The organism is Pseudomonas sp. S150, assembly GCF_004526365.1.
In the GTDB taxonomy this organism is placed as follows: Bacteria; Pseudomonadota; Gammaproteobacteria; order Pseudomonadales; family Pseudomonadaceae; genus Aquipseudomonas; species Aquipseudomonas putida_A.
In genome coordinates, this window is the sequence record NZ_CP038207.1 from 809,337 (window position 1) to 836,023 (window position 26,687).

A 26,687-nucleotide genomic window follows, 5' to 3' on the forward strand; every position below is an offset into this window, starting at 1 on the left:
TACACAGGAAGGAGTCTGCATGGCGAGTCCCGGATTGAAAACAGTTGTCGTGCTGAGCCTGCTCACGTTGCTGACCGCTTGCGGCAAGAAAGAAGCCCCGGCGGAGTACCTGCCACGGGTCTTTGTGCAAGAGGTCAAACCGGCGGACTATGCCGCTGCCGTGACTCTCACCGGTGACGTGCAGGCCCGGGTGCAGACCGAACTGTCGTTCCGGGTCGGTGGCAAGATCATCCAGCGCATGGTGGATGTCGGCGACCGGGTCAGCGCCAAACAGGTACTGGCCAAGCTCGATCCCAAGGATTTGCAGACCAACGTCGATTCCGCGCAAGCCCAGGTCATCGCCGAACAGGCGCGGGTCAAGCAGAGTGCGGCGGCGTTCGTGCGTCAGCAGAAGCTGCTGCCCAAGGGCTACACCAGCCAGAGCGAATTCGATTCCGCACAAGCCGCCTTGCGCAGCAGCCAGAGCGCCCTGAGCGCGGCGCAGGCGCAACTGGCCAATGCCAAGGATCAACTCAGTTACACCTCGCTGGTCGCTGACGCCCCCGGCATCATTACCGAGCGCCAAGCCGAAGTCGGCCAGGTGGTCCAGGCCACCGCGCCGATTTTCAAACTGGCCCGCGATGGCGATCGTGACGCGGTGTTCAACGTTTATGAGTCGTTGCTGGCTGAGCGCCCGGCGGAGCGTTCGATTGTCGTCAGCCTGCTCGACAACCCCAACATCAAGACCACCGGCACCGTGCGTGAAATCACCCCGGCGGTTTCGGCGCAGTCTGGCACGGTGCAAGTCAAAGTCACCCTCGACAGCCTGCCGCAGGGTATGCAGCTCGGCTCGGTGGTCAGCGCCACGGCCAAGGGCAGCGGCAAGTCGGCGGTGGAATTGCCGTGGTCGGCGCTGACCAAAAACATCAGCGATCCGGCGGTGTGGATGGTTGACGACAAGGGCGAAGCGCAGCTGCACAACGTCACCGTCAGCCGCTACCTGATCGGCAAGGTCATCATCAGCGACGGCCTCAAGGGCGGTGAGAAAGTGATTGTCGCGGGTGGGCAACTGCTGCACCCGGGCATGAAAGTCGAAATCGCCGAAAACACCTACGAAGGTCTGCAACCGGGAGCGCAGCCATGAAGCGTCTGGGGCTGTTGTCCATCGGCGTGTTGCTGGCCGCCTGCTCGAAAAGCGAGCCGCCACCGGAGCCGGTGCGGCCGGTGCTGTCGATCAAGGTACAGGCGCTGAACGAGGAAACCCTTGGGCGTTTCGCCGGCAGCATTCAGGCGCGTTACGAGAGCAACACCGGGTTCCGTGTCGGCGGGCGCATTGCCAGTCGCAATGTCGATGTCGGCGCCGAGGTGCAAAAGGGTACGCTGCTGGCGACCCTCGATCCGAGCGATCAGCAGAACCAGTTGCGTTCGGCCCAGGGCGACCTGGCCAAGGTCCAGGCGCAACTGATTAACGCCCAGGCCAATGCTCGCCGGCAGCAGGCGCTGTTCGATCGCGGAGTTGGCGCGCAGGCGCAACTGGACATCGCCACCACCGACCTGAAAACCACTCAGGCCTCGCTCGATCAGGCGCGCGCGGCGGTCAACCAGAGCCAGGATCAACTCGCTTACACCGAACTGCGCGCCGACCACAAAGCCGTGGTCACCGCGTGGAATGCCGAGGCCGGGCAAGTGGTGACAGCAGGTCAGCAAGTGGTGACCCTGGCGCAACCGGACATCAAGGAAGCGGTGATCGATCTGCCGGACACGCTGGTCGATGAAATTCCTTCCGACGTGGTGTTTCTGGTGGCCGGGCAACTCGACCCGAGCATCAACACCACCGCAACCATTCGCGAAATCGAACCGCAGGCCCAAAGCGCCACGCGCACCCGCCGCGCACGGCTGACCCTGGCCAACACGCCGGACGGTTTCCGCCTCGGCACGGCGATCAGCGTGACCCTCAGTTCAGCGATCAAGCCGCGCATCGAATTACCTGCCACCGCCCTGCAGGAAGCCGACGGCAAGACCCGCATCTGGGTGATCGACACCCAAAGCAAAACCGTCGCTCCCCGTGACGTCAGCGTGATCAGCCGTACCGACGGCACGGTGGTGCTGGCCGGCGGGGTCAAGTCCGGCGAGCAGGTGGTCACCGCAGGCGTCAACAGTCTCAAACCCGGACAAGCCGTGAAACTCGACGAGGACAGTCAATGAAAGGCTCTTTCAATCTCTCCGAATGGGCCCTCAAGCATCAGTCGTTCGTCTGGTATCTGATGTTTGTCGCGCTGCTGATGGGGGTGTTTTCGTACTTCAATCTGGGCCGTGAAGAAGACCCCTCGTTTACCATTAAGACCATGGTCATCCAGACCAAATGGCCGGGCGCGACCCAGGAGGAAACCCTCAAGCAGGTTACCGATCGCATCGAGAAAAAGCTCGAGGAGCTCGACTCCCTCGACTACGTGAAAAGCTACACACGCCCCGGTGAATCTACGGTCTACGTGTACCTGCGCGACACCACCAGCGCCAAGGACATCCCGGAGATCTGGTACCAGGTGCGCAAGAAGATCGATGACATTCGCGGCCAGTTTCCCCAGGGCATTCAAGGCCCCGGGTTCAACGACGAGTTTGGCGATGTGTACGGCTCGGTCTACGCGTTTACCGCCGACGGCCTGACCATGCGCCAGTTGCGCGACTATGTGGAGCAGGCCCGCGCCGAGATTCGCAACGTCCCGGGGCTGGGCAAAATCGAAATGATCGGCCAGCAGGACGAAGTGATTTACCTGAACTTCTCCACCCGCAAACTCGCCGCGTTGGGCATCGACCAGCGTCAGGTGGTGCAGAGCCTGCAATCGCAGAACGCCGTGACCCCGGCGGGGGTGATCGAGGCCGGCCCGGAGCGCATTTCGGTGCGCACCTCGGGGCAGTTCGCTTCGGAGAAGGATCTGGCCGAGGTCAATCTCAAGCTCAATGACCGCTTCTATCGTCTGGCCGATGTCGCCGACATCAGTCGCGGTTACGTCGACCCGGCCACGCCGGAATTCCGTTTCGACGGCAAGCCGGCAATCGGTCTGGCGATTGCCATGCAGAAGGGCGGTAACGTCCAGGAATTCGGCAAGGCGCTGCACCAGCGGATCGACCAGATCACCGCTGATTTGCCGGTTGGCGTCGGCGTCCATACGGTGTCCGATCAGGCCGTGGTGGTGGAAGAGGCGGTCGGCGGTTTCACCAGTGCGCTGTTCGAAGCGGTGGTGATCGTGCTGGTGGTTAGCTTCATCAGCCTCGGCGTGCGCGCCGGGCTGGTGGTGGCGTGCTCGATTCCGCTGGTGCTGGCGATGGTCTTCGTGTTCATGGAATACAGCGGCATCACCATGCAGCGGATTTCCCTCGGGGCGCTGATCATCGCCCTTGGCCTGCTGGTGGACGACGCGATGATCACCGTGGAGATGATGGTCACGCGCCTGGAAATGGGTGAGACCAAGGAGCAGGCGGCGACATTCGCCTACACCTCGACGGCATTCCCGATGCTCACCGGTACGCTGGTGACCGTCGCCGGTTTCGTGCCCATCGGCCTCAACGCCAGCTCCGCCGGCGAGTACACCTTCACCCTGTTTGCGGTGATCGCGGTGGCGATGCTGGTGTCGTGGGTGGTGGCGGTGTTCTTTGCGCCGGTGATCGGCGTGCACATCCTCAGCACCAACGTGAAGCCCCATGAAGCCGAGCCGGGCCGCATCGGTCGGGCGTTCAACGGTGGTTTGCTGTGGTGCATGCGCAATCGTTGGTGGGCGATCGGCATCACCGTGCTGCTGTTTGTGCTGGCGGTGTTCTGCATGCGCTTTGTGCAGAACCAGTTCTTCCCGTCGTCGGATCGCCCGGAAATTCTCGTCGACCTGAACCTGCCGCAAAACGCCTCGATCGACGAAACCCGCAAGGCCGTGGACAAGCTCGAAGCCACGCTCAAGGGCGATCCGGACATCGTGCGCTGGAGCACCTACATCGGTCAGGGTGCGATCCGTTTCTACCTGCCGCTCGACCAGCAATTGCAGAACCCGTACTACGCGCAACTGGTGATCGTCAGCAAGGATTTCGAGGCCCGTGAGGCGCTGAGCCAACGCCTGCGCGAGCGTTTGCACAAAGACTTCGTCGGCATCGGCAGTTACGTGCAGGCGCTGGAAATGGGCCCGCCGGTGGGACGTCCGATTCAGTATCGGGTCAGCGGCAAGGACATCGATCAGGTGCGCAAGCACGCCATTGATCTGGCGACCGAGCTGGACAAGAACGAACACATCGGCGAGATCATTTACGACTGGAACGAGCCGGGCAAAGTCCTGCGCATCGACATCGCCCAGGACAAGGCGCGTCAGCTCGGGCTGTCCTCGGAAGATGTGGCGAAGTTGATGAACAGCATCGTCAGCGGCTCGCCGTTGACCCAGGTCAACGACGACATTTACCTGATCAACGTGGTCGGCCGGGCGGTGAACTCGGAACGCGGCACGCCGGAAACCCTGCAGAACCTGCAGATCGTCACACCCAACGGCACGTCGATTCCGCTGCTGGCCTTCGCCACCGTGCGGTATGAGCTGGAGCAGCCGCTGGTGTGGCGTCGCGACCGCTTGCCGACCATCACCATCAAGGCTTCGGTGCGTGACGAGATCCAGCCGACCGACCTGGTGAAACTGCTCAAACCGTCGATCGATGCCTTCGCTGAAAAACTGCCGGTCGGCTACAAGGTCGCCACCGGGGGTACGGTCGAGGAAAGCGGCAAGGCCCAAGGGCCGATCGCCAAGGTCTTGCCGTTGATGCTGTTCCTGATGGCGACCTTCCTGATGATCCAGCTGCACAGCGTGCAGAAGATGTTCCTGGTGGCGAGTGTCGCGCCGCTGGGGCTGATCGGCGTGGTGCTGGCGCTGGTGCCGACCGGGACGCCGATGGGCTTCGTGGCGATCCTCGGGATTCTGGCGCTGATCGGCATCATCATCCGCAACTCGGTGATCCTCGTGACGCAGATCGATGAATTCGAGCGCAACGGCTCTGCGCCATGGGATGCGGTGGTGGAAGCGACCGAGCACCGCCGCCGACCAATCCTGCTGACCGCGGCGGCGGCGAGCATGGGCATGATTCCGATTGCCCGGGAAGTGTTCTGGGGGCCGATGGCCTACGCGATGATTGGCGGGATCGTGGTGGCGACGTTGCTGACCCTGCTGTTTCTGCCGGCGCTGTATGTGGCCTGGTACAAGATTCGCGAGCCGCAGAAAGAGACCCGCTAAAAGCGAGTGCTGCGCACTCTATTCGCGAGCAAGCCCGCTCCCACAGGGGGTATGCATTCCAACTGTGGGAGCGGGCTTGCTCGCGAAGGCGTCAGAACTGACTACGCAGATTTACGCCAGACGCTGGCCAGCCAAGGCTGTTGCTCGCGCGGCAATCCCGCCGGCCGGTAGTAATGCTCAAGCTCGACAAACCCCGCTGCCGTGAGCAACCCGCGCCACGCTTCCAGATCGTGGTACGAACCATAGCGCGGCCCATTCCAGCCCTCACGGTTATCCCCGCGCGGATTGGAACTGAACAACACCCCGCCCGGTTTCAACGTGCCATGCAACTGCTTGAGCACTCGCGGCAACTCCTGCAACGGCACATGAAACAGCACCGCATTGGCGAAGATTCCGTCGAAGCGCTCGGCCGGCAGATCAAGTTTCAGAAAGTCCTGACACCACACTTCACAGCCACTGTCTTCGCGGGCCATCTGCGCAAATTTTTCCGCGCCATCGAGACCGACCGCGACATGGCCCAGGCGGGTGAACGCCTGCAAGTCGCGCCCCGGGCCGCAACCGAAATCGAGAATCGTGAACGGCGCAGTGCCGTGGATATGCCGTAGCAGCGCGTCGATGTTCTGGCTGACATCGTGGTCGCGGGTGCCTTCGCGGAAGTCTTCGGCCACCGAGTTGTAGTGGCCGAGGGTGGTGGCGGTGATCTGCTGCAGATCGGTGGGAGTCTGTTTCATGGTCGGGGCTGCGCGGCAGTTGGGATTTGCCGAATATACGCCAACCAGCGGGGCCGCTGCGCAGCCCATCGCGAGCAGGCTCACTCCTACATTTGAAATGCGTTCCCCTGTAGGAGTGAGCCTGCTCGCGATAGCGGTTTCAGAGGTGCGGCATGACTTAGCGCTTGTTCAGGCCCCGTGCCAGACGATCTCCACCCAACTGAATCACCGCCACCAACGCCACCAGCAACACAATCACCGTCAGCATGATCTGGCTGTCAAAACGCTGATAACCGTAGCGGTAAGCGATATCGCCCAAACCACCGGCACCAATCGCCCCGGCCATGGCTGACGAGTTGATCATTGTCACCAGCGTAATCGTGAACCCGCCAACAATCCCCGGCAGCGCTTCAGGCAACAGCACGTGCCAGACGATGTGCCAGCGCCGGCAGCCCATGGCCTGCGCCGCCTCGATCAAGCCGTGATCGACCTCACGCAGACTCACTTCGGCAATCCGCGCAAAGAACGGCGTCGCGGCGATGGTCAGCGGCACCACCGCCGCCCACACACCGTACGTGGTGCCGACAATCAGTCGGGTAAATGGAATCAGCGCGACCATCAGAATCAGAAACGGGATCGAGCGGAACAGATTCACGAACGCGCCCAGCGCCCGGTTGAGCAGCGGCGCCTGGTAGATCCCGCCCTTGTCGCTGGTGACCAGAATCACCGCCATCGGGATCCCCACCAGCAACGCGATCAGCGACGACACGCCGACCATCAGGAAGGTGTCGATGAATCCCTGGAGCAAACGATCAAACCACATAACCCGATACCTCCACTCGTTGCGCCCACTGCCCGGCGCGCTCACGCAATTGTTCGGCGCTCAGGGCCGAGCCGCTGACCGCCAGTAACAGTTGTCCCAGCGCATGCCCCTGAATCCGTTCGACGCCGCCCTGCAGCAACTTCACGCGTCCGCCGAGAGCGGCGAACAGCGCCGCCAGATCCGGCTCGTCGGCGGCGCCACCGGTGAACTGCAAACGCAATACCACCGCCGCGCCCGGGGAGGGCGGCTGGGCATGCAGACGGCTTTGCAGTTCTGCCGGCAAGGCGTGTTGCAGCGGCGCGAGCAAGGTCTGGCTGACCTCGTGCTGCGGATTGCCGAACACCTCCCAGACCGGGCCTTGCTCGACGATCCGCCCGTGTTCCAGGACTACCACGCGGTCGCAGATTTCGCGGATCACCGCCATTTCATGGGTGATCAACACGATGGTCAGGCCGAGGCGCCGGTTGATCTCGCGCAGCAGGCCGAGGATCGACTGCGTAGTCTCGGGATCGAGCGCCGAAGTGGCTTCGTCGCACAGCAGAATGTCCGGGTCATGCACCAATGCGCGGGCGATGCCGACACGCTGTTTCTGCCCACCGGAGAGCTGCGCCGGATAGGCCTTGTGCTTGGCTTGCAGGCCGACCAGTTCGAGCAGTTCACGCACCTTCTGCTCGCGTTGCGCCTTCGGTACACCCGCGACTTTCAGCGGCAGTTCGACGTTCTGCCACACGGTCTTGGCCGACATCAGGTTGAAGTGCTGGAAGATCATGCCGATGCGACGCCGCAGCGTGACCAGACGGTCTTCGTCGAACTCGCCGATGTCGACCTGATCGATCAGCACCCGCCCCGAAGTCGGTTGCTCCAGACGATTGATCGTGCGGATCAGCGACGACTTGCCGGCGCCGCTGCGCCCGATGATGCCGAACACCTCGCCGCGCTGGATCGCCAGATCGATGCCTTGCAGGGCCGCGACCGGGCCTTGCCGACCCGCGTAGGTTTTACCCAGGCCGATGAAGCGCACATGGGCGCGATTCAGCTCGGGATGCAGTTCGGTTTTTTCAGCATTTTCTGGCTCTGGAATCTCCAGTCGCCGTTGGATCGCGGCCGTCATGTTCAGCTTTCCCAACCGGCCTGATACAGCTTGCCGTGAGCCTTATCCAGCGCGGCGCGAACGGCCGGCGAGTGCTGGTAGATGTCGACGAATTTGATCAGGCGCGGGTCGTCCTTGCTCTTGGGCTGGATGACGAACTGGATCACGTATTCCTTGTGGTCGAGACCGTCGAACAGCAGCGCCGAGCCGGCATCGAAGGTTTTCGCCAGACGGATGTAGGCCGGGTAGCCCTGGACCAGATCGGCGTCATCGTAGGCGCGCACCAGTTGCACGGCTTCGACTTGCAGGATCTTGATCTTCTTCGGGTTGGCGACGATGTCGTCTTCGGTGGCCTTGTAGCCGACCCCCGGTTTCAGGGTGATCAGACCAGCCTTGGCCAGCAGTTGCAGACCGCGACCGCTGTTGATCGGGTCGTTGGCGATGGCGACGCTGGCGCCTTCCGGCAACTCGTCGAAGCTTTTGTATTTTTTCGAATAGAGGCCGACGTTGTTGATGATCCCCGGGGCGAACGGCACCAGGTCAAAACCGGAGGCAGCCTTGGCGTTTTCGAGGAACGGGATGTGCTGGAAGTAATTCACATCGATGTCGCCGGCGGCGAGGCTGACGTTCGGTGCGATCCAGTCGGTGAACTCAACCAGCTCGACTTTCAGGCCTTGTTTGGAGGCCTCTTCGACGGCGGCTTCCAGGGGAATGGCGAAGGCGGCGGTGGTGCCGATTTTAAGGGGTGCATCGGCGGCGAACACCGCCGAGCTGAACAGGCCGAAGGCCAGGGCCAGTGCTTTGACTGGGTGGGACAGGAATTTGTTGGTCATGGTGGTTTTTCCAGTCAGTGCAAAAGTTTGTGGTGTCTGGTCGGGCCTCTTCGCGAGCAAGCCCGCTCCCACATTTTGGAATGCGTTCCCCCCTGTGGGAGCGGGCTTGCTCGCGAAGCTTTTAGTGGCGAAATGAAGACCCGATGTGTTGCTCTGGGAGTTGCGCCGCCCCGTGAAACAGCTTCTCGCGCAAACTGCCGCTGTCATACGCAGTCTTGTACGACCCACGCCGTTGCAGCTCCGGAATCACCAGCTCAATGAAATCGACATAGCTTTCCGGGGTCACGATGCGCGTCAGGTTGAAGCCGTCCAGCCCGGTTTCGGCGATCCACGCTTCCAGTTCATCCGCCACTTGCTCAGGCGAGCCGACCACGGTGATGTAGCGGCCACCGAGGGCGTGCTGATCGAGCAATTTGCGTCGGGTCCAGTCGTTGTTCTGCAGGTTCTTGGTCGCGGACTGGATGGCATTGCTCTTGACGTACTGGATCGGTTCGTCGATTTCGTACTGGGAAAAGTCGATGCCGGTGGAGGCTGAGAAATGCGCGACGCCGGCCTCGGCGCTGGCATAACTCAGGTACTCGGCGTGCTTGGCCCACGCGGCCTCTTCGGTCGCGCCGACGATCACGTTGAGGCCCATGAACACCTTGATGTCCTCGGGATTGCGTCCGGCTTCGACGGCGCTGGCGCGGACCTTGTCCACCTGCACTTTGGTCGACGGTTTGTTCTGGCCGCTGATGAACACGCACTCGGCGTGACGCCCGGCGAACAGCAAACCGCGGTCCGAACTGCCAGCCTGGAACAGCACCGGCGTGCGCTGCGGCGACGGCTCGCAGAGGTGATAACCCTCGACCTGATAGAACTCGCCATGGTGCTCGACCTTGTGCACCTTCTCCGGCTGCGCGTAGATGCGCTGCTCGCGGTCATTGAGCACCGCGCCGTTTTCCCAACTGCCTTCCCAGAGTTTGTAGAGCACTTCGAGGTACTCGTCGGCCTGATCGTAGCGCCGGTCATGCTCGACCTGTTCGCGCAGGCCCATGGCCTTGGCGGCGCTGTCGAGGTAACCGGTGACGATGTTCCAGCCGACCCGACCACGACTCAGATGATCGAGCGACGACATGCGCCGGGCGAACAGATAGGGCGGCTCGTAAGTGAGGTTGGCGGTGAGGCCGAAGCCGAGGTTTTTCGTCACCGCAGCCATCGCCGACACCAGCAGCAGCGGGTCGTTGACCGGCAACTGGATCGACTCTTTGAGCGTGACGTCCACCGAGTTCTGGTAGACGTCGTACACGCCGACGATGTCGGCGATGAACAGTCCGTCAAACAGCCCGCGCTCCAGCAACTGCGCCAGTTCTGTCCAGTACTCGATGGTGTTGTAGCGCGTCGACGTGTCGCGTGGATGCGTCCACAGGCCATGGTTGATGTGGCCGATGCAGTTCATGTTGAACGCGTTGAGCAGGATCTTCTTTTTCGCGGCGCTCATCAGATGGTCCCTCGCAGCGGAGGCTTTTCATCGTTGAGGTAGTAATTGCCGACCGCGTGATACTTCCAGCGCACCGGGTCGTGCAGGGTGTGCACCCGAGCGTTGCGCCAGTGGCGGTCGAGGCCGTGCTCGATCAGGGTCGCCTGACTGCCGGCCAGTTCGAACAGCGTGCTGCCTGCGGCGAGCGAGATTTCGGTGCTGATCGCCCGTGCTTCGGCGACGGCAATCGAGGCGGCAGCGACGGTTTCGGTGTTGGTCTCGGCCTGGGCCTTGTCGAGGAATTCGCCGGAGCGCTCCAGCAGTGCTTCGGTGGCGTGCAGACGAATGCTCAAGTGGCCGAAGCTCTTCAGGGTCAGAGGGTCTTCGGTGGCCTTGTCGTTACCGGAGTCGATCCACGGACGGGTCTTGCTGCGCACGAAGTGCAGGGCATCTTCGTAAGCGGCGCGAGCGATGCCAGTGTCGATGGCGGCGTGAAGGATCTGCGCCAGCGGGCCGACCGTGGTCGGACGCTCGAAAGCGCTCTGGAACGGGATCACGTCCTCGGCAGCGACATAGACGTCTTCGAACACCACCGAACCGCTGCCGGTGGTGCGCTGGCCGAAGCCGCTCCAGTCGTCGATCACTGTCAGGCCTTGGCTGTCACGCGGGACGAAGGCCAGTTGCTGCACGCCGTTTTCATCGACGACGGAAGTCGGGATACGCTGCGCGTAGATCGCGCCGGTCGCGTAAAACTTGCGTCCGTTGATGCGATAGCCGTCGCCGTCACGCGTGAGGCTGGTGACGCGGTCGTGGGCGGTTTTGGTACCGAGTTCCGCCAAGGCGTTGCCGAAGCGCTGGCCGGCCAGCACCTCGGCGTACAGGCGTTGTTTCTGCTCGTGGCTGCCGTTAACGCGCAGCACTTCAAGGGCGTAAAAGTGGTTTTGTGGAATCTGCCCGAGGGAGCCGTCAGCCTGAGCGATCAGGGCAATGACTTTGGCCAGGGTCACGTTGGACACACCGGCGCCACCATTCTCCTTGGGCACGCTGATGCCCCACAGGCCAGAGCGGGAAAATACGTCGAGCTCCGGCAGTGGCAGGCGGCGTTCACGGTCGCGCACGGCACTGTCGCGTTTGAAATCTTCGGCCAGGTCGCTGGCGACAATCAGGGCTTGCTCATCGCTGGTGATGACCGCGACGGGGTGAGAATAAGTCATATGCTTCTCCAGATGTCTGGTCGTTAAATCCAGGAATGGCGAGCCGGCAAAGTGCCGTTGAGGCGATAGGCGCCGACCGCGTGATACTTCCAGCGCACCGGGTCGTGCAGGGTGTGCACCCGGGCGTTGCGCCAGTGGCGATCAAGGTTGAATTCGGCGAGGGTCGCGCGGCTGCCGGCCAGTTCGAAGAGTTTTTCGCTGGCCTGCAGCGAGATCTCGGTGGTCAGCACTTTGGCCTCGGCCACCGCAATCGAAGCGCGGGCGGCGGACTCGGCGGTCAGCGGCGCGGCATGGACTTGGTCGAGCACTTTGCCGGCCTTGCGCAACAGTGCTTCAGCCGCGTGCAGTTCGATTTTCAGTTTGCCGATGTCGGCGATCACGTAGAGGTCATCGCTGGCGCGCTCAACCTTGGCGTCGATCCAGGGCCGCGCGCGAGTTTTGACGAACTCGATGGCATCGTCGATGGCGCCACGGGCGATGCCGGCGTCGATGGCTGCCTGAATCAGCTGCGACACCGCGCCTTGAGTGTTGGGCTTCTCGTTGATCTTCCAGTTATCGACGACCAGGCTCGACTCGACGCGCACGTTGTTCAGCAGAATCGTGCCGCTGGCAGTGGTGCGCTGACCGAAGCCCGACCAGTCATCAACGATGCGCAGGCCCGGGGTGCCACGGCGGACGAAGGCCAGCACTTGTTTGCCGTCGTCATTGAGCGCCTTGACCGCCACCCAGTGCGCGAACAGCGCGCCGGTGGAGTAGAACTTCTGGCCGTTGATCACGTAATCGTCGCCGTCGGCGGTGATGCGCGCTTTCAATTCCAGGGTGTTTTTGGTGCCGCGCTCAGGACCCGCATTGCCGATGCGCCAACCTTCCAGAACACTCTGGAACAGCTGTTTTTTCTGCGCTTCGGTGGCGCTGCCGAGTACCAGATTGATGATGCCGAACTGGTTCTGCGGGATCTGTCCCAGCGCCGGATCGGCCGCGGAAATGATCGCGAACACTTCGGCCAATGTGACGAATGAAACCTGTGGGCCGCCGTACTCACGCGGGATGGCAATGCTGCCGAGGCCGCTGCGGGTGAACTGTTCGATTTCCGACCACGGCAGCTTGCGCTGGCGGTCGCGTTTGGCGGCCTGCACACGGGCAACCTGCGCCAGTTCGTGGGCAGCCTTGATGGCTTGGGCGTCGTTGCGCAAAACCTGCGAGGGCAACAACAGTGGGGCGATGTCCAGATCAGACTGGAGATTTGCGTCTGCCAGACTGGACATCAGTGCCGCTCCTTGGCTGCACGCAATGCCCTGGCGATCTGCACTGGGGTGATTGTGTTCCGGACCATACTACCTACCTCACATCTCATGAAAAACGCCGCAAAAGTGCGGCGAACGAAAGAATGTCCGGTGGTCCGGTTCATATACCCTAAGCGTGTATAAATATTAAATAAACTAACTTTTAGGAATATGTATAGAAGGGGCGGTGGTCGGGTTGGTTAACAGTCTCTCAGCCGTGGCAATACAAACTGTGGTGAGGGGATTCATCCCCGACAGGCCGCGCAGCGGCCTTTTCTGAGTCATAAAAAACGGGATTGCTTCGCAGTCCATCGGGGCGGTGCGACGTTTCGCTAAATCACCTCACTACAAAGCCCCATGAGCACAGGAATGCGGCATCAATCCTTGGTCGATTCAGCAGCCTTCAGCGCTTGGCGCAGCGGCACCTTCAGATAAGGATTCACGCAACCGATCTTCAGCGTCCGGGGCGGCGCCCAGCGTGAGTTGTTGCCCACCCAGTCGATGACGCAGTAGGTCACGTCCAGGCGCAGATCCTCACCGCCCTCGACGATCACTGCCGGTGGCACCCAGACCTGAATCGGCAGGCCAACATCGGCAGCGGTGATCCGGGCCAGGTCCATACGCACGTCGCCCCAGCGCAAGGTGATGGCGTCGTCCTCGGCCATGTTCAGGTAGGGTTCGATGGTCAGTGGCACACCGCGTTTGATCTGATTGGGGTTCACGCCCTGGCGGCGAATGGTGTCGGGCAGCGAGACGGGTGTCAGTTGCTGATTCTCGTCACCGCACAGCGGCGAAGGCTGGCCGCCAGGGCAGTCGAGCTTGACCTGAACCCGCGTTGCCGCCGACAACGCCGGTCCCTGACCGATCTGCATCACTCGATAGTGAATCCGTGCGGTGCCACTGGCGATAAAGCTCTCCGGCACCCGCAGGCTGATCGAGGCGCCGACGTCTTCGCTGGTCAAGACTCGCGAGGCGACGTAGCAGTTGTTCCAGAACAGTTCGATCAGATCACCGGCGTCCATGCCGGAGTAGGGCAGGACATCGATCAGCAAATGCGCGGCAGCGGCCAGATTGATGGCGTTTTTGGATGCGGACGCCAGATTCGGCGCTGCCAGTTCGGGGGCGTGCGAAGTGCGGGTCATCGGGTTCTCTCCTTGAAGTCTTGCAGCGAATTCCGTTTCTTGAAACAACAAAAGGCGTGATGAATCGGTAATACAACCGTGAACTTTGTTCGGGCTGAGTAAGCGTTGATTCAACTAATGGGTGCCGGTTGGCGACTAGATAAGAGCGTGCCGGAAAGAGTGTCAATAGAGTGCCTTAGTTAATCTGTGAATTACCGATTAATCAGAAGCGTCCTACGCTGACGAGGCATCCTGCCTAGCGGTGATGGCGAATGGAACTACGGTTTTTCGCGAGTTTTGCGATTTTTGTGCCGGTCGATTTAGATCATTTCACAGGCACGAAAGCGCGCCGCAGATTACTTGTATCTGTTGCAGAACATATATGTATTGTTTTGACAGGTTAAGAGGGAGGGATTTAGAAGTTTTTAGGCGGGGCAAGTAAAACTTCCGTCCATGGAAGTTAATGACTCAAGACAATAAGTATCTCAGGCGTGATTCAGGAACTTGCTGAGAAACTGTCTGGTGCGTTCTTCTTTCGGGTTGGCAAACAACGCCTTGGCTTCGCCTTGCTCGACGATCACGCCCTTGTCGAAAAACACCACACGGTTAGCCACGTCGCGGGCGAAACCCATTTCGTGGGTGACGATGACCATGGTGCGTTTTTCTTCAGCGAGACCGCGAATGGTCGCCAGTACTTCGCCCACCAGTTCCGGGTCGAGGGCCGAGGTCGGCTCGTCGAACAGGATCACTTCCGGCTCCATCGCCAGCGCCCGGGCAATCGCCACGCGCTGTTGCTGACCACCGGACAGACGACGCGGATACGCATCTTCCTTGCCGGCCAGACCGACCTTGGGCAGCAGCTTCATGCCCAGGGCAACGGCTTGCTCGCGCGGCATCTTCTTGACCACGATCGGCCCTTCGATGACGTTTTCCAGTGCGGTGCGGTGGGGGAACAGGTTGAAGTTCTGGAACACGAAACCCACGTGCTGGCGCAGGTTGCGCACCAGACTCTGCTGCTGGCTCAGCGGGCGGCTGGTATCAATCTCGATATCGCCGACCTTGATCCGGCCGCTGGTGGGCTCCTCAAGGAAATTCAGGCAGCGCAGGAACGTGGTCTTGCCCGAACCGCTGGGGCCGATGATGGCCACGACCTCGCCTTCCTTCACCTCAAGATCGATGCCCTTGAGCACCTCTTGACCCTTGAACTGCTTTGTCAGTTTTTCCACGACAATCATGGGTCAGGACTCCTGGTCGTGCCGATTGGCCCGCTCTTCCAACTTGTTCTGCAGGTGCGACAGCACCGTGGCCAGAATCCAGTAGATCAGCGCGGCGGCAAGATACATGGTGAAGACTTCGAAAGTCCGGGCGGTAATCAGTTGCGCCTGGCGGAACAGTTCCGGCACCTGAATGGTGGCGGCCAGTGCCGTGTCCTTGACCAGCGAAATGAAGCTGTTACCCAGTGGCGGCAGTGCCGTGCGCATGGCCTGCGGCAGAATGGCCCGGCGCAAGGTTTGCGCGCGGGTCATGCCGATGCTTGCGGCGGCTTCCCACTGGCCGCGCTCGATCGAACCGATTGCCGCACGGAGGATTTCACAGGCGTAGGCAGCCATGTTCAGCGAGAAGCCGATCAGCGCCGCTGGCAGTGGATCCAGTTCCAGACCCAATTGCGGCAAGCCGTAATAGATCACGAACAGTTGCACCAGCAACGGCGTGCCGCGAAAGAACGACACGTAGATGCGGGCAATCCAGCTCACCAGTTTGAAGCGCGACAGGCGCATCAAGGCCAAGCCGAAGCCCAGCAGCAAGCCGAAGAACATGCCGCCCAGACTGAGGATGACCGTGTAATACGCGCCCTTGAGCAGAAAGGGCGCGGAGTCCAGTGCGAGTTGGAAAGCTTCTTCCATTATTTGGTGACGTCAGCGTTGAAGTATTTCTTCGACAGCTTCTCAAGGGTACCGTCGGCACGCAGTTCGTCGAGAGCCTTGTTCACCGCAGCCAGCAGCTCAGGCTCGCCTTTGCGCAGGGCGATACCGGATTCCTGACGGGAGAACGCTTCACCGGCAGCCACGGTTTTCGGGGCTTTCTTGGCGTATTCAAGTGCAGCCAGACGGTCGATCAGGATGGCGTCGGTGCGGCCGTTGTTCAGGTCGGCGAACTTGGTCGGATCATCGTCGTAGGTACGCACGTCAGCGCCCGGCACGTTGGCGCGGACCCACTGTTCGTAGTTGGTGCCCAGGCCGACACCGACTTTCTTGCCGGACAGATCGGCGGCAGTCTTGATGTTCAACTTGGCTTCCTTGTCCTTCAGCACCAGCGCCTGAATCCCGGAAACGGTGTACGGCTCGGAGAAGTCATACTTCTTCTTGCGCTCGTCGGAGATGGTCACTTGATTGACCACGACGTCCAGACGTTTGGATTCCAGCGCAGCGAGGATACCGTCCCACTTGGTTGGCTGAATCTTGGCTTTGACGCCGAGTTTCTGCGCCAGGGCTTCGGAGAGTTCGACTTCGAAACCGGACAGTTTGCCGTTCTCGTCAACGAAGCTGAACGGTGGATAAGTGCCTTCCAGGCCGACGTTGATAACGCCTTTGTCCTTGATCTGTTGCAGCTGCTCACCGGCGGATGCCTGGCCGATCAGGCCGGCGCTCAGTGCAAGGCCCAGCGAACCTACCAGCAGATTGCGACGTAGTGCGGAAAAATTCATGACAAGCCCCTGTGTTTTCTTATGGAAGACGCTTAAGGAAGGTTGGCGAATCCGGGAATTGAACGACTGCGTTATCGTGCCCTAAAGCAGCTTATGCGTCTTGCCCGAAATTCGCCTGCGGCGAGACTATAAGATGTCTGCTTTAGACTTGAAAATACTTAATGATCTTTCTGTTATTCCAATTTCGAATATAGATGATCAATTGTGGCGAGGGGATTTATCCCCGATGGGGCGCGAAGCGGCCCTCTCTTCTGACTTGAAGAGCAGGGGACTGCTGCGCAGTCCAACGGGGATAAATCCCCTTACCACAGAAATTCTTGCAGCAGGGAGGATCAGCTTGTCAGCGAATCCTTATAGGCAAACAACGCCGGCGCCCCACCGGTATGCAGGAAGATGATCGGGCCCTCGTCGAAACGCTGGCGGCCGATCCCGTCGAGCAACCCGGCCATGGCCTTGCCGGTGTATACCGGGTCGAGCAGCACCGCGTCCTGACTGGCCAACAGTTTCACCGCCGCCAGTGTCCCGGCATTCGGTTCGCCGTAACGCGGGCCGAAGTATTCGTCCCACAACTCGACCTTGAAGTTCACTGGTAATTTCACACCCAGCAGCTCCGCCGTGCGTTCGGCCAGACCCTGCACTTTCGGGCGCTGATCTTCTTCGCTGCGCGAGACGGTCACGCCGATCACCGGCAACTGCGGCAGCGCTTCGCTCAAGGCCAGCGCCAGACCGCTGTGGGTCCCGGCGCTGCCCGAGGCCAGCACCACGGCGGCGAAATCGAGGCCGGTGTCCTTGATCTGTTCCGCCAGTTCCAGACCGGCACGTACGTAGCCCAATGCACCGAGGGCATTCGAGCCACCGATCGGCACCAGATACGGTTTTTTGCCATTGCTGCGCAGGCGCACAGCGAGTGCGGCGAGTTGTTCGTCGGCGTTATCGAGGTTGTCCACCAGCTCGACCTTGGTGTCGAACAGATCGAGCAGCAGGCGGTTGCCGTTGCCGGTGTAGTTGCTGTCGTCGGTGCCCAGCGGATTCTCCAGCAACGCCACGCAACCCAAGCCGAGTTTGGCCGCCAATGCGGCGGTCTGGCGTACGTGATTCGATTGCAAGGCGCCGGCTGTGATCAGCGTGTCGGCGCCCTGAGCGAGGGCATCGGCGGCGAGGTATTCGAGTTTGCGCAGCTTGTTGCCGCCCATGGCCAGCGGCGTCAGGTCATCGCGTTTGATGTACACATCGCGACCCAGCCAGGCGGATAGACGTTCAAGTTTTTCCAGCGGCGTGGGTTGGCCGAGCAGGTCGAGACGGTTAAAGCGATCCAGCTGTTGTTTGATCATGAGTCCGTACTGGCGGAGAAAGATGACAGGACTATAGGCACGCCGTTTTAGCGGGGCAACCGTGAATTGCTTATAGCCAAATGTGCTTAGTCCAGCACTATCGGTTCTTAATTCGCCCTCACGGGCATGCCGTAAAGTAGTCGCCGTTGACGCGGCCAGACCGTCCGGCCGCCCGTGAGGAGTCTTTACCGTGAGCGAGCGTTCCAGCCATTGGCAATTGCAGACCATCGTCAGCCAACTGCGTACCGCGCGGGATCAGTGGCGTACCCAGAATGGCCGGGCCAGCGGCGAGCAGGGTGGTCGCGAGTTACCGTCCCGCGCGGCGATGGCCGAGATTCTCGAGGCGCTGTGTGGTGCGTTGTTCCCAATGCGGCTGGGGCCGGTGGATCTGCGTGAGGAGAGTGAGGACTTCTATGTCGGTCACACCCTCGATACCTCATTGAATGCCTTGCTGGCGCAGGCGCGGCTGGAGTTGCGTTATGTCGCGCGGCACAGCGCTCAAGGCGATGCTGACGTCGAAGCTCAGGCGATCCGCATCATTCAGGATTTCGCCCTGGCCTTGCCGGGCCTGCGCAGCCTGCTCGATACCGACGTGCTGGCCGCCTATCACGGCGATCCGGCGGCGCGCAGCGTCGATGAAGTGTTGCTGTGCTATCCGGGAATTCTGGCGGTGATTCACCATCGTCTGGCGCACCATTTGTACCGCGCCGGGTTGCCGTTACTCGCGCGAATCAGCGCGGAGATTGCGCATTCGGCCACCGGCATCGATATCCATCCAGGCGCGCAGATCGGCCGCAGCTTTTTCATTGATCACGGTACCGGTGTGGTGATCGGCGAGACCGCGATCATTGGCGAGCGGGTGCGGATCTATCAGGCCGTGACTTTGGGCGCCAAGCGCTTCCCGGCGGATGAAGACGGGCAGTTGCAGAAGGGCCATCCACGCCATCCGATTGTCGAGGACGACGTGGTGATTTATGCCGGCGCGACAATTCTGGGACGGATCACCATCGGCCAGGGTTCGACCATCGGCGGTAATGTGTGGCTGACGCGCAGCGTGCCGGCAGGGAGTAACCTGACTCAGGCCAATCTGCAGCATGATGACGGGACGCAGAAGTAAAACATCAAAAGCCACCCTCACCCCAGCCCTCTCCCCGGGGGAGAGGGAGCCGACGGAGGTGTCTGGCGCTATACATCGACCTGAAAAAAACAGTCGATTATGGATTCGGTACAGCAAGATCAGGTCAGCGAAATTCTCAAGCATCCCCCAATCAGTCCCCTCTCCCCCCGGGAGAGGGTTAGGGTGAGGGCGCTTTTGACTTTGATTTTTCCACTGAACGAATCCCCTCAAACCCGCGTCATACCCCTCCTTGGGCTATTGTAGGAAAACTACCGCCTGGCCCTGCGATTAGTCCTTACCACCCTATCCATGTTTAACTTGAACGTTCATTCAAGTTAAACCGGTGGTTCGCTGCCCGCTCACAACAGGAGGCTTGCCTTTGCTGAGTCCGATCATTTCAGCCACGTTTCAACCCCTCGAGGTGCACGTTTCATGAGTGCATCGTCTACCCCCGCCAGCGGTCTGGTGCGCATGAATCCGCCGGTGTTCTACTTCGCCGCGACGGTGATTCTGCTGTTTGGTCTGGTTGTCATCGCCATGCCGGAGCAGGCCGGCGCCTGGTTGCTGGCTGCGCAAAACTGGGCGGCCAACACGGTCGGCTGGTACTACATGCTCGCGATGACGCTGTATCTGGTCTTCGTGGTGGTCACCGCGTTATCGGGCTACGGCAAGATCAAACTCGGTGCCGACCACGACGAACCCGAGTTCAGTTACCTGTCCTGGGCCGGCATGCTGTTTGCCGCCGGGATCAGCATCACGCTGTTTTTCTTTTGCGTGTCGGAGCCGCTGACGCACCTGGCCCAACCGCCGCAAGGCGAGGCCGGCACCGCCGATGCAGCGCGCCAGGCGATGCAGATTCTGTTTCTGCACTGGGGCCTGCACGGCTGGGGCGTGTTCGCCTTCGTCGGCATGGCGCTGGCCTATTTCGCCTACCGGCATAACCTGCCGCTGGCCTTGCGTTCGGCGCTGTACCCGCTGATCGGCAAGCGCATCAACGGCCCCATCGGCTACGCGGTGGACGGCTTCGGCATCATCGCCACGGTGTTCGGTCTGGGCGCCGACATGGGCTTCGGCGTATTGCACCTCAACTCCGGTCTCGACTACCTGTTCGGCATCGCACACACCCAGTGGATTCAGGTCGGCCTGATCACGCTGATGATGGGTGCGGCGATCATCGTCGCCGTGTCGGGTGTGGACAAGGGTGTGCGGGTGATGTCCGACATCAACATGCTGCTGGCCTGTGCGCTGCTGCTGTTCGTGTTGTTCGCAGGGCCTACCCAGCACCTGCTCAACACGCTGATCCAGAACCTCGGCGATTACCTCGGCGCGTTGCCGATGAAGAGTTTCGACCTCTATGCCTACGACAAACCGAGCGACTGGCTCGGCGGCTGGACGGTGTTCTACTGGGCCTGGTGGATTGCATGGTCGCCGTTCGTGGGCCTGTTCATCGCGCGGATTTCCCGTGGCCGGACCATCCGCGAATTCGTCTTCGGCGTGCTGCTGATTCCGCTCGGTTTCACCCTGGCGTGGATGTCGATTTTCGGCAACAGCGCCATCGATCAGGTGCTCAACCACGGCATGTCGGCGCTGGGCATGTCGGCCCTCGACAATCCGTCGATGAGCCTTTACCTGCTGCTGGAAACCTACCCGTGGAGCAAGACTGTCATCGCGGTGACGGTGTTCATCAGCTTCGTGTTTTTCGTCACTTCCGCCGACTCCGGCACAGTGGTGCTTTCGACCCTGTCGGCCAAGGGCGGCAACCCGGACGAAGACGGGCCGAAATGGCTGCGAGTGTTCTGGGGCGCGATGACCGCGCTGGTGACCAGTGCGCTGCTGTTCTCCGGCAGTATCGATGCGCTGAAATCGGCGGTGGTGCTGACCTCGTTGCCGTTCTCGATGATTTTGCTGCTGATGATGTGGGGCCTGCACAAGGCGTTCTATCTGGAATCGCAGAAGCAGATCGCGCAACTGCATTCGCTGGCACCGGTCTCCGGTTCGCGGCGTGGCACGGGCGGCTGGCGCCAGCGTCTGAGTCAGGCGGTGCACTTCCCGTCGCGTGACGAGGTGTACCGCTTCATGGACACCACGGTGCGCCCGGCGATTGAAGAAGTGACGGCGGTATTCGTCGAGAAGGGCTTGAACGTGGTCACTCAGCCGGATCCGGCGCACGACAACATCAGCCTGGAAATCGGCCACGGTGAGCAGCATCCGTTCATCTATCAGGTGCAGATGCGCGGCTATTTCACGCCGTCGTTTGCTCGGGGTGGCATGGGGTCCAAGCAACTCAACAACCGTCGCTATTACCGCGCTGAAGTGCACTTGAGCGAGGGCAGTCAGGACTACGATCTGGTCGGCTACACCAAAGAGCAGATCATCAACGACATCCTCGACCAGTACGAACGCCACATGCAGTTCCTGCATCTGGTGCGTTGATCGGCAACTGAGCGCCGGGACGTCTCACGACTCGGCGCTCAGCACCATGAACAACACCATCGCCGCCATCGGCACCCCGAACACCGCACTGCCCACCGCGATCTCCGAACCCAGCGGCTGCCCGGCATGCACCACCCCCACCGCACCATTGATCACCGTCAACGCCAGCCACAGCGCGGCGAAGCTGTAGGCCAGGGTCTGCCGGCTGAAGCCAATGCGCTCGCCGATGTAGAGCATCAGGGCGAGCAGGACCAGGCCGAAGAAGATGATGATTGCGGTGTGCATAGGCGTGCCTGCGGGTCATGCGGTGCTTGATCGGACGCTTTCGCGGGCAAGCCCGCTCCCACAGTGATCTCGGTCATTCACAGATTCTTTGTACAACCAAAATCCTGTGGGAGCGGGCTTGCCCGCGAAGGGGCCACCTCGGTGTTACTTGGAGCATAGCCAATCCAGCCTAGGCCATTTTGGTCAGGTGCTCTCGCGCTCGATCACATTGCACTGCAACAGATTCAGGCGCTGCACATCATCGCTCGGCAACACACCAAGGCTTTCCAATACCCGCGTTGCCGCCAGTACGCCGATCTCCAGTGCCGGTGGCTTGATCGTGCTCAGGCTGGGCAACAGCATCTCGGCGAACGGGTAATCGCCGAAGCCGAGCACGGCGCAGTCTTCGGGGATCTTGATGCCTGCGCGTTGCCCGGCGAGCAAGCCGCCGGCGGCGAGGTTGTCGTTGGCGAAGATGATCGCGTCGGGGCGCGGGGAGGCGTTCATCAGCGCTTCCATCGCTTGCTTGCCGGCTTCGAACGGCGCGCGGTCGGCGTCCGGGGCGAATACCCACGGCGGCAGTCCGAACTCGCGCACGGTGGCGGCGTAACCGTCGCGACGTTCGAGGGCACTGAGGTCACCAGGGGCGCTGTTCTGCACGAAGGCGATGCGGCGATAGCCTTTGTCATGCAGATAACGCGCAGCGGTCACGCCGACTTCATAGTGCGAAAAGCCGATCTGCATCGGCTCGCGATCCGGCTGGTAATCCCAGGTTTCGATTACCGAAACGTCCGCTTCGGCGATCATCTTTTCCGTGCCCGCACTGTGGAAATGGCTGGTCAGCACCAACGCTGCCGGCGACCAGCCGAGAAACGCGCGCACGGCGTTTTCTTCCTGTTCGGTACTGAAGTAACTCGACGCCAGCAGCAGTTGATAGCCGTGGCGGCTGAGGGTGTCGCTGAAGCCCTGAATGGTGTTGGCAAAGATCGGCCCGGAGATATTCGGAATTACCATGCCGACGATTTTTCCTCGCGCCGAGGCCAGGCCACCGGCCACCAGATTCGGCACATAACCCATCTCGGCCACTACCGCTGCAATGCGCTCGCGACGCTCGGGCGAGACGGTTTCCGGCTGATTGAAATAGCGCGACACGGTGATTGCCGAAACTCCCGCTTCGCGCGCCACCGCATTCAGAGTCACGCGTCCGGCGCCACGGCGTTTGCGGGGCTTTTCCTGGCTCAAGGCTTGATCCTTCTTAAAAACCAAAACGCATATAAAAGTAATTTTTCAGTATTGGACGCTCTATGCCGAGCTTGCCAATACTGGCGATGTTAGCGCTAACAAGGCGCATTGTCTGCTACTCGCTCGAGCGAATGCCCAAGACACCGATTCAGGCGCTGTCGTCGCAGAACGGCAGCGGTTCAGGGCCAATTTCGAGCGGGCAACCATGCACAACATTCCTGGGGCGACACACAAACTGGCGCAGTCGATTCGCGCCGCTGGCTGGATCTTTACCGGGCTGGCGGCGTTGCCACTGCCCACGGCTTTCGCCGCCGACAGCAGCGAACAAGAGCCGACACTCAAGTCCGTCACGGTCACCGCTACCCGCCGCGAAGAGTCGCTGCAAAAGGTCCCGGTGGCGGTTTCGGTGATCGACGGCGAACAACTGGAGCGCGACAACCGCAATGGCGTGGCGAGCATCGTCCAGCAAGTGCCGTCGCTGAATTTCCGTACCGGTGCGTCGAACAAGGACACCTCGTTGTTTGTGCGAGGCGTCGGCACGATTTCCACCTCGCCCGGCGTCGAGCCAACAGTGGCGACGGTGATCGATGGCGTGGTCTATGCGCGTCCCGGTCAATCGACCCTAGACCTGCTGGATCTGGAGCGCGTCGAAGTGCTGCGCGGCCCGCAGGGCACGCTGTTCGGCAAGAATGCCTCGGCCGGTGTGCTCAACATCACCAGCAAGGCGCCGACCAACGAGACCCACGGTTACATCGACCAGTCGTACTACAGCGGCAATGAAAGCCGCACCCGCTTCGGCATTGGCGGTAGCCTGATTCCGGATACGTTGAAGGGCTCGATCAGCACCCTGGTCAGCAGCTACGACGGCAACGTCGACAACAAATACAACGGCCAGGAGGTCAACGGCTACAACCATCGCGGCGTGCGCGGCAAGCTTGAATTCACCCCGAATGACGACGTCACCTTCACCCTGATCGCCGACTACATGCAGTCCCACGACGACGGTCCCAACGGCGTCGTCAGCAAGTCGTTGACCCCGGCCTTCGCCAACGCGCTGAGCCCGGTCTATGCGAGCAACCACAACCGCGACATCAACACCGATACCCGCAGCCATGTCGAGGACACCAACAAGGGCCTGTCCGGCCAGCTCGACTGGCAACTGGGCGATTACACACTGACCTCGATCACCGCGTGGCGCGGCTGGGACAACACCCAATATCAGGATGGCGATCGGCTGAGCACGATCACTGCAGCGTTCCCCGGCACCGCCGACAAGGGCGAGCTGGCCTTCGACCAGTACTCGCAAGAGCTGCGCCTGGCCTCGCCGAAAGGTGAGTTCCTTGAATACGTTGGCGGCCTGTTCTACATGCACGGCAAGGATGACGAGACCTATCAGCGCACCTTGACCACCACCACACGCACCGACCGTGGCGTCGCCGATTACAGCACCACCAGCGACAGCTACGCCGCGTTCGGCGAAGCCACGCTGAACTTCACCTCGGACTTTCGTGGCATCGCCGGCCTGCGCTACACCCACGATGATCTGGAATACGATCACCGTCGTGTCTCGACCTCGGCGACCACGGTCAGTGGTATTCAACCTGCAACCAGCAGTTCCGGTTCGGTGGACGAGGACGGCTGGTCCGGTCGGCTCGGCGTGCAGTACGACCTCAGCGATGCAGTCACCACGTACCTGACCTACTCGCGCGGCTACAAAGGCCCGGCCTACAACGTGTTCTTCAACATGCAGCCGCGTGACACCGAAGCGCTGAAGCCGGAGACCTCCAACACCTGGGAGGCGGGGATCAAAGCGACGAGCTGGAACAACCGGCTGACCACCAACCTCGCGGTGTTCCACAGCGATTACGACAACTACCAGGCGAATTTTTTCGACACCGTCGCCGGGCAAGTGGTGACGCGCCTGATCAACGCCGGCAGCGTCAGCACCGAAGGCGTCGAACTCGATTACGCCTTGCAGGCGACCCAGCAACTGAAGTTCTCCGGGGCGCTGGCCTACACCCGCGCACGCATCGACCAATTCAGCTGCCCGGCGGGCGCTGCAGCCTCGTGCAACGTCAATGGCAAGCCACTGCCGTTCAGCCCGGACTGGAAAAGCTACGTGCGTGCCGACTACAGCATCCCGCTGGACAACGGCCTCGATATCGAACTCGGCACCGACTACAGCTGGCAGAGCGAAGTGCAGTACGACATCAGCCAGAATGCCGACACCAAACAAGGCGCCTACGGCATCTGGAACGCCAGCGTCGCTCTCGCCGACTACAGCAACGGCTGGCGCGTGGCACTGCTGGGCAAGAACCTCGCCGACAAGTCCTACTCACCGCTGCTGGCCAGCGGCGGCAACTACATCTACCGCGCCGTGCCACGGGATGACGAGCGCTACTTCGGCGTGCAACTGCGCAAGGATTTCTGAGATGAGCAGACAGCTGAAACTCGGCGCCTTTCTCATGGCCACCGGGCACCACGTCGCCGCGTGGCGGCACCCGCAGGTACCGGCCAATGCCGGTCTGGATTTCGCCCACTACAAGCGTCTGGCACAGATTGCCGAGGCGGCGAAGTTCGACACGCTGTTCGTCGCCGACAGTGTGGCCGCGCCGACGCAGGACATCGCCAGCCGCATGGCGCGCTCCGATCACTTCGAACCGCTGACCTTGCTCTCGGCCCTGAGCGCGGTGACCGAGCACATCGGCCTGATCGCCACGGCGACCACCAGCTACAACGAGCCGTACCACGTGGCGCGCAAATTCGCTTCACTCGATCATCTGTCGGGTGGCCGCGCCGGGTGGAACCTGGTGACCTCGGACAACGCCGCCGAAGCGCTGAATTTCGGTCGCGACGAGCACATCGGCCACGCCGAACGCTACAGCCGCGCCCGCGAGTTTCATCAGGTGGTCGCCGGGCTGTGGGACAGTTGGGAGGACGATGCCTTTGTCCGCGACAAGGCCAGTGGCGCGTATTACGACCCGGCGAAGCTGCATGTGCTGGATCACGTCGGCGAGCATTTTCGGGTGAAAGGCCCGCTGAACGTGGCGCGCTCGCCGCAGGGACAACCGGTGATCGTGCAGGCCGGTTCATCGGAGACCGGGCGTGAACTGGCGGCACAGACCGCTGAGGTGGTGTTCACCGCGCAGACTTCGCTATCGGGCGCGCAGGCGTTCTACGCCGACCTCAAGGGGCGCCTGGCCAAGTACGGGCGCAGTGCCGACTCGCTGAAAATCATGCCCGGGGTGTTTGTCGTCGTCGGGCAGACAGAAACCGAAGCGCAGGAAAAATGTGAAACGTTTCAGCAATTGGTCGAACCGGAGGTTGGCGTGGCGTTGCTTGGGCGTATGCTGGGTAACTTCGACTTGTCGAAGTACCCGCTGGACGCACCGCTGCCAGAGTTGCCATTGACCGACAGCGGTCAGCAGAGCCGGCAGAAATTGCTGACTGAACTGGCGGGGCGGGAGAATCTGACCCTCGCCGAATTGGGCCGCAGGATTGCCGGTGGGCGCGGGCATTACAGCCTGGTCGGCACACCGGAGCAGATCGCTGATCGCTTGCAGGAGTGGTTCGAACAGGGCGCGGCGGATGGCTTCAACGTGCTGGTACCGCACTTGCCGGGCGGGCTCGAAGACTTCGCCCACGGCGTGGTCCCGGAACTGCAGCGGCGCGGGCTGTTCAGAACCGAGTATGAGGGCCGGACCTTGCGCGAAAACCTGGGGCTTGCCCGACCGCAAAACAGATTTGTGTAAACACCCTGTGGTGAGGGGATTTATCCCCGATGGGTGGCGAAAGCCACCCCCAAATCTGCATTCAAATTCGCGATTTT

21 protein-coding genes are annotated in these 26,687 nt (G+C 61.4%); 7 read left to right on the plus strand and 14 right to left on the minus strand.

Features of this window, described 5'->3' with window-relative positions; genetic code table 11:
- Nucleotides 1-19: 19 nt before the first annotated feature.
- Genes E3Z29_RS03750 through E3Z29_RS03760 form a run of 3 tightly spaced genes read left to right on the plus strand, consistent with a single transcriptional unit; the run spans nt 20 to nt 5,234 of the window.
- The gene (locus tag E3Z29_RS03750) at nt 20-1,123 is read left to right on the plus strand and encodes an efflux RND transporter periplasmic adaptor subunit (RefSeq protein WP_096797448.1); all 1,104 of its coding nucleotides are present in this window, start codon (nt 20-22) and stop codon (nt 1,121-1,123) included.
- On the plus strand, nt 1,120-2,184 hold the full coding sequence (locus tag E3Z29_RS03755; RefSeq protein WP_098966644.1) for an efflux RND transporter periplasmic adaptor subunit: 1,065 nt from the start codon (nt 1,120-1,122) through the stop codon (nt 2,182-2,184). The genes E3Z29_RS03750 and E3Z29_RS03755 overlap by 4 nt, the downstream gene beginning before the upstream one ends.
- Nucleotides 2,181-5,234 carry an efflux RND transporter permease subunit gene (locus E3Z29_RS03760; protein ID WP_027611180.1) on the plus strand — a complete coding sequence of 1,018 codons (3,054 nt, stop codon included), beginning with the start codon at nt 2,181-2,183 and terminating at the stop codon, nt 5,232-5,234. The genes E3Z29_RS03755 and E3Z29_RS03760 overlap by 4 nt, the downstream gene beginning before the upstream one ends.
- 101 nt (nt 5,235-5,335) lie before the next feature.
- On the opposite strand, the gene E3Z29_RS03770 is transcribed toward E3Z29_RS03760, so the two are convergent.
- The 12 genes from E3Z29_RS03770 to E3Z29_RS03825 form a co-directional block, all read right to left on the minus strand.
- Nucleotides 5,336-5,965 carry a bifunctional 2-polyprenyl-6-hydroxyphenol methylase/3-demethylubiquinol 3-O-methyltransferase UbiG gene (locus E3Z29_RS03770; RefSeq protein WP_134785175.1) on the minus strand — a complete coding sequence of 210 codons (630 nt, stop codon included), beginning with the start codon at nt 5,963-5,965 and terminating at the stop codon, nt 5,336-5,338.
- Nucleotides 5,966-6,122: 157 nt separating this feature from the next.
- Nucleotides 6,123-6,767 (minus strand): methionine ABC transporter permease, encoded by a 645-nt coding sequence (locus tag E3Z29_RS03775; protein WP_027611182.1) that lies wholly within the window; start codon nt 6,765-6,767, stop codon nt 6,123-6,125.
- Nucleotides 6,757-7,878, minus strand: coding sequence for a methionine ABC transporter ATP-binding protein (locus E3Z29_RS03780; RefSeq protein WP_134785176.1), 1,122 nt, complete (start codon nt 7,876-7,878; stop codon nt 6,757-6,759). Before E3Z29_RS03780 ends, E3Z29_RS03775 begins: the two co-directional genes overlap by 11 nt.
- A 2-nt stretch (nt 7,879-7,880) precedes the next feature.
- Entirely contained in the window at nt 7,881-8,690 is an 810-nt protein-coding gene (locus E3Z29_RS03785) for a MetQ/NlpA family ABC transporter substrate-binding protein (protein ID WP_134785177.1), read from the minus strand.
- A 121-nt stretch (nt 8,691-8,811) separates the two neighbouring features.
- The gene (locus tag E3Z29_RS03790; RefSeq protein WP_134785178.1) at nt 8,812-10,170 is read right to left on the minus strand and encodes an LLM class flavin-dependent oxidoreductase; all 1,359 of its coding nucleotides are present in this window, start codon (nt 10,168-10,170) and stop codon (nt 8,812-8,814) included.
- Nucleotides 10,170-11,363 (minus strand): SfnB family sulfur acquisition oxidoreductase, encoded by a 1,194-nt coding sequence (locus E3Z29_RS03795; protein ID WP_134785179.1) that lies wholly within the window; start codon nt 11,361-11,363, stop codon nt 10,170-10,172. Before E3Z29_RS03795 ends, E3Z29_RS03790 begins: the two co-directional genes overlap by 1 nt.
- Before the next feature lie 23 nt (nt 11,364-11,386).
- Nucleotides 11,387-12,628 carry an SfnB family sulfur acquisition oxidoreductase gene (locus E3Z29_RS03800; RefSeq protein ID WP_134785180.1) on the minus strand — a complete coding sequence of 414 codons (1,242 nt, stop codon included), beginning with the start codon at nt 12,626-12,628 and terminating at the stop codon, nt 11,387-11,389.
- A 395-nt stretch (nt 12,629-13,023) separates the two neighbouring features.
- Nucleotides 13,024-13,788, minus strand: a complete 765-nt coding sequence (locus E3Z29_RS03805) for a hypothetical protein (RefSeq protein WP_134785181.1) — start codon at nt 13,786-13,788, stop codon at nt 13,024-13,026.
- Between the two features lie 464 nt (nt 13,789-14,252).
- A complete protein-coding gene (gene tcyN, locus E3Z29_RS03810; RefSeq protein WP_134785182.1) occupies nt 14,253-15,002 on the minus strand; it encodes an L-cystine ABC transporter ATP-binding protein TcyN in 750 nt (249 codons plus the stop codon).
- 3 nt (nt 15,003-15,005) lie between these two features.
- Entirely contained in the window at nt 15,006-15,671 is a 666-nt protein-coding gene (gene tcyL, locus E3Z29_RS03815; protein ID WP_003220607.1) for a cystine ABC transporter permease, read from the minus strand.
- Nucleotides 15,671-16,471, minus strand: coding sequence for a cystine ABC transporter substrate-binding protein (gene tcyJ / locus E3Z29_RS03820; RefSeq protein ID WP_098966660.1), 801 nt, complete (start codon nt 16,469-16,471; stop codon nt 15,671-15,673). The genes tcyL and tcyJ overlap by 1 nt, the downstream gene beginning before the upstream one ends.
- Nucleotides 16,472-16,803: 332 nt before the next feature.
- On the minus strand, nt 16,804-17,802 hold the full coding sequence (locus tag E3Z29_RS03825) for a D-cysteine desulfhydrase (RefSeq protein ID WP_098966662.1): 999 nt from the start codon (nt 17,800-17,802) through the stop codon (nt 16,804-16,806).
- Between the two features lie 190 nt (nt 17,803-17,992).
- Between E3Z29_RS03825 and epsC the strand changes: the two genes are divergently transcribed.
- Together epsC and betT are read left to right on the plus strand one after the other, a co-directional pair.
- Nucleotides 17,993-18,919: a serine O-acetyltransferase EpsC gene (gene epsC / locus E3Z29_RS03830; protein ID WP_095137901.1), complete on the plus strand. Its 927-nt coding sequence runs from the start codon at nt 17,993-17,995 to the stop codon at nt 18,917-18,919.
- Between the two features lie 471 nt (nt 18,920-19,390).
- Nucleotides 19,391-21,352, plus strand: coding sequence for a choline transporter BetT (betT, locus tag E3Z29_RS03835; RefSeq protein WP_167734187.1), 1,962 nt, complete (start codon nt 19,391-19,393; stop codon nt 21,350-21,352).
- A gap of 24 nt (nt 21,353-21,376) precedes the next feature.
- On the opposite strand, the gene E3Z29_RS03840 is transcribed toward betT, so the two are convergent.
- Nucleotides 21,377-21,637, minus strand: coding sequence for a hypothetical protein (locus E3Z29_RS03840; protein WP_025110994.1), 261 nt, complete (start codon nt 21,635-21,637; stop codon nt 21,377-21,379).
- Between the two features lie 183 nt (nt 21,638-21,820).
- Nucleotides 21,821-22,858: a LacI family DNA-binding transcriptional regulator gene (locus E3Z29_RS03845; RefSeq protein ID WP_098966668.1), complete on the minus strand. Its 1,038-nt coding sequence runs from the start codon at nt 22,856-22,858 to the stop codon at nt 21,821-21,823.
- Between the two features lie 205 nt (nt 22,859-23,063).
- On the opposite strand from E3Z29_RS03845, the gene E3Z29_RS03850 reads away from it, so the two are divergent.
- Together E3Z29_RS03850 and E3Z29_RS03855 are read left to right on the plus strand one after the other, a co-directional pair.
- A complete protein-coding gene (locus E3Z29_RS03850) occupies nt 23,064-25,289 on the plus strand; it encodes a TonB-dependent receptor (RefSeq protein WP_134785184.1) in 2,226 nt (741 codons plus the stop codon).
- Between the two features lies 1 nt (nt 25,290).
- Nucleotides 25,291-26,610, plus strand: a complete 1,320-nt coding sequence (locus tag E3Z29_RS03855; protein ID WP_134785185.1) for an LLM class flavin-dependent oxidoreductase — start codon at nt 25,291-25,293, stop codon at nt 26,608-26,610.
- Nucleotides 26,611-26,687: the final 77 nt, after the last annotated feature.

Bases quoted from the DNA above. Each gene is read 5' to 3' on its own strand.
- E3Z29_RS03750 (WP_096797448.1), top strand. From the start codon at position 20: ATGGCGAGTCCCGGATTGAAAACAGTTGTCGTGCTGAGCCTGCTCACG.
- E3Z29_RS03755 (WP_098966644.1), top strand. From the start codon at position 1,120: ATGAAGCGTCTGGGGCTGTTGTCCATCGGCGTGTTGCTGGCCGCCTGC.
- E3Z29_RS03760 (WP_027611180.1), top strand. From the start codon at position 2,181: ATGAAAGGCTCTTTCAATCTCTCCGAATGGGCCCTCAAGCATCAGTCG.
- E3Z29_RS03770 (WP_134785175.1), bottom strand. From the start codon at position 5,965: ATGAAACAGACTCCCACCGATCTGCAGCAGATCACCGCCACCACCCTC.
- E3Z29_RS03775 (WP_027611182.1), bottom strand. From the start codon at position 6,767: ATGTGGTTTGATCGTTTGCTCCAGGGATTCATCGACACCTTCCTGATG.
- E3Z29_RS03780 (WP_134785176.1), bottom strand. From the start codon at position 7,878: ATGACGGCCGCGATCCAACGGCGACTGGAGATTCCAGAGCCAGAAAAT.
- E3Z29_RS03785 (WP_134785177.1), bottom strand. From the start codon at position 8,690: ATGACCAACAAATTCCTGTCCCACCCAGTCAAAGCACTGGCCCTGGCC.
- E3Z29_RS03790 (WP_134785178.1), bottom strand. From the start codon at position 10,170: ATGAGCGCCGCGAAAAAGAAGATCCTGCTCAACGCGTTCAACATGAAC.
- E3Z29_RS03795 (WP_134785179.1), bottom strand. From the start codon at position 11,363: ATGACTTATTCTCACCCCGTCGCGGTCATCACCAGCGATGAGCAAGCC.
- E3Z29_RS03800 (WP_134785180.1), bottom strand. From the start codon at position 12,628: ATGTCCAGTCTGGCAGACGCAAATCTCCAGTCTGATCTGGACATCGCC.
- E3Z29_RS03805 (WP_134785181.1), bottom strand. From the start codon at position 13,788: ATGACCCGCACTTCGCACGCCCCCGAACTGGCAGCGCCGAATCTGGCG.
- tcyN (WP_134785182.1), bottom strand. From the start codon at position 15,002: ATGATTGTCGTGGAAAAACTGACAAAGCAGTTCAAGGGTCAAGAGGTG.
- tcyL (WP_003220607.1), bottom strand. From the start codon at position 15,671: ATGGAAGAAGCTTTCCAACTCGCACTGGACTCCGCGCCCTTTCTGCTC.
- tcyJ (WP_098966660.1), bottom strand. From the start codon at position 16,471: ATGAATTTTTCCGCACTACGTCGCAATCTGCTGGTAGGTTCGCTGGGC.
- E3Z29_RS03825 (WP_098966662.1), bottom strand. From the start codon at position 17,802: ATGATCAAACAACAGCTGGATCGCTTTAACCGTCTCGACCTGCTCGGC.
- betT (WP_167734187.1), top strand. From the start codon at position 19,391: ATGAATCCGCCGGTGTTCTACTTCGCCGCGACGGTGATTCTGCTGTTT.
- E3Z29_RS03840 (WP_025110994.1), bottom strand. From the start codon at position 21,637: ATGCACACCGCAATCATCATCTTCTTCGGCCTGGTCCTGCTCGCCCTG.
- E3Z29_RS03850 (WP_134785184.1), top strand. From the start codon at position 23,064: ATGCACAACATTCCTGGGGCGACACACAAACTGGCGCAGTCGATTCGC.
- E3Z29_RS03855 (WP_134785185.1), top strand. From the start codon at position 25,291: ATGAGCAGACAGCTGAAACTCGGCGCCTTTCTCATGGCCACCGGGCAC.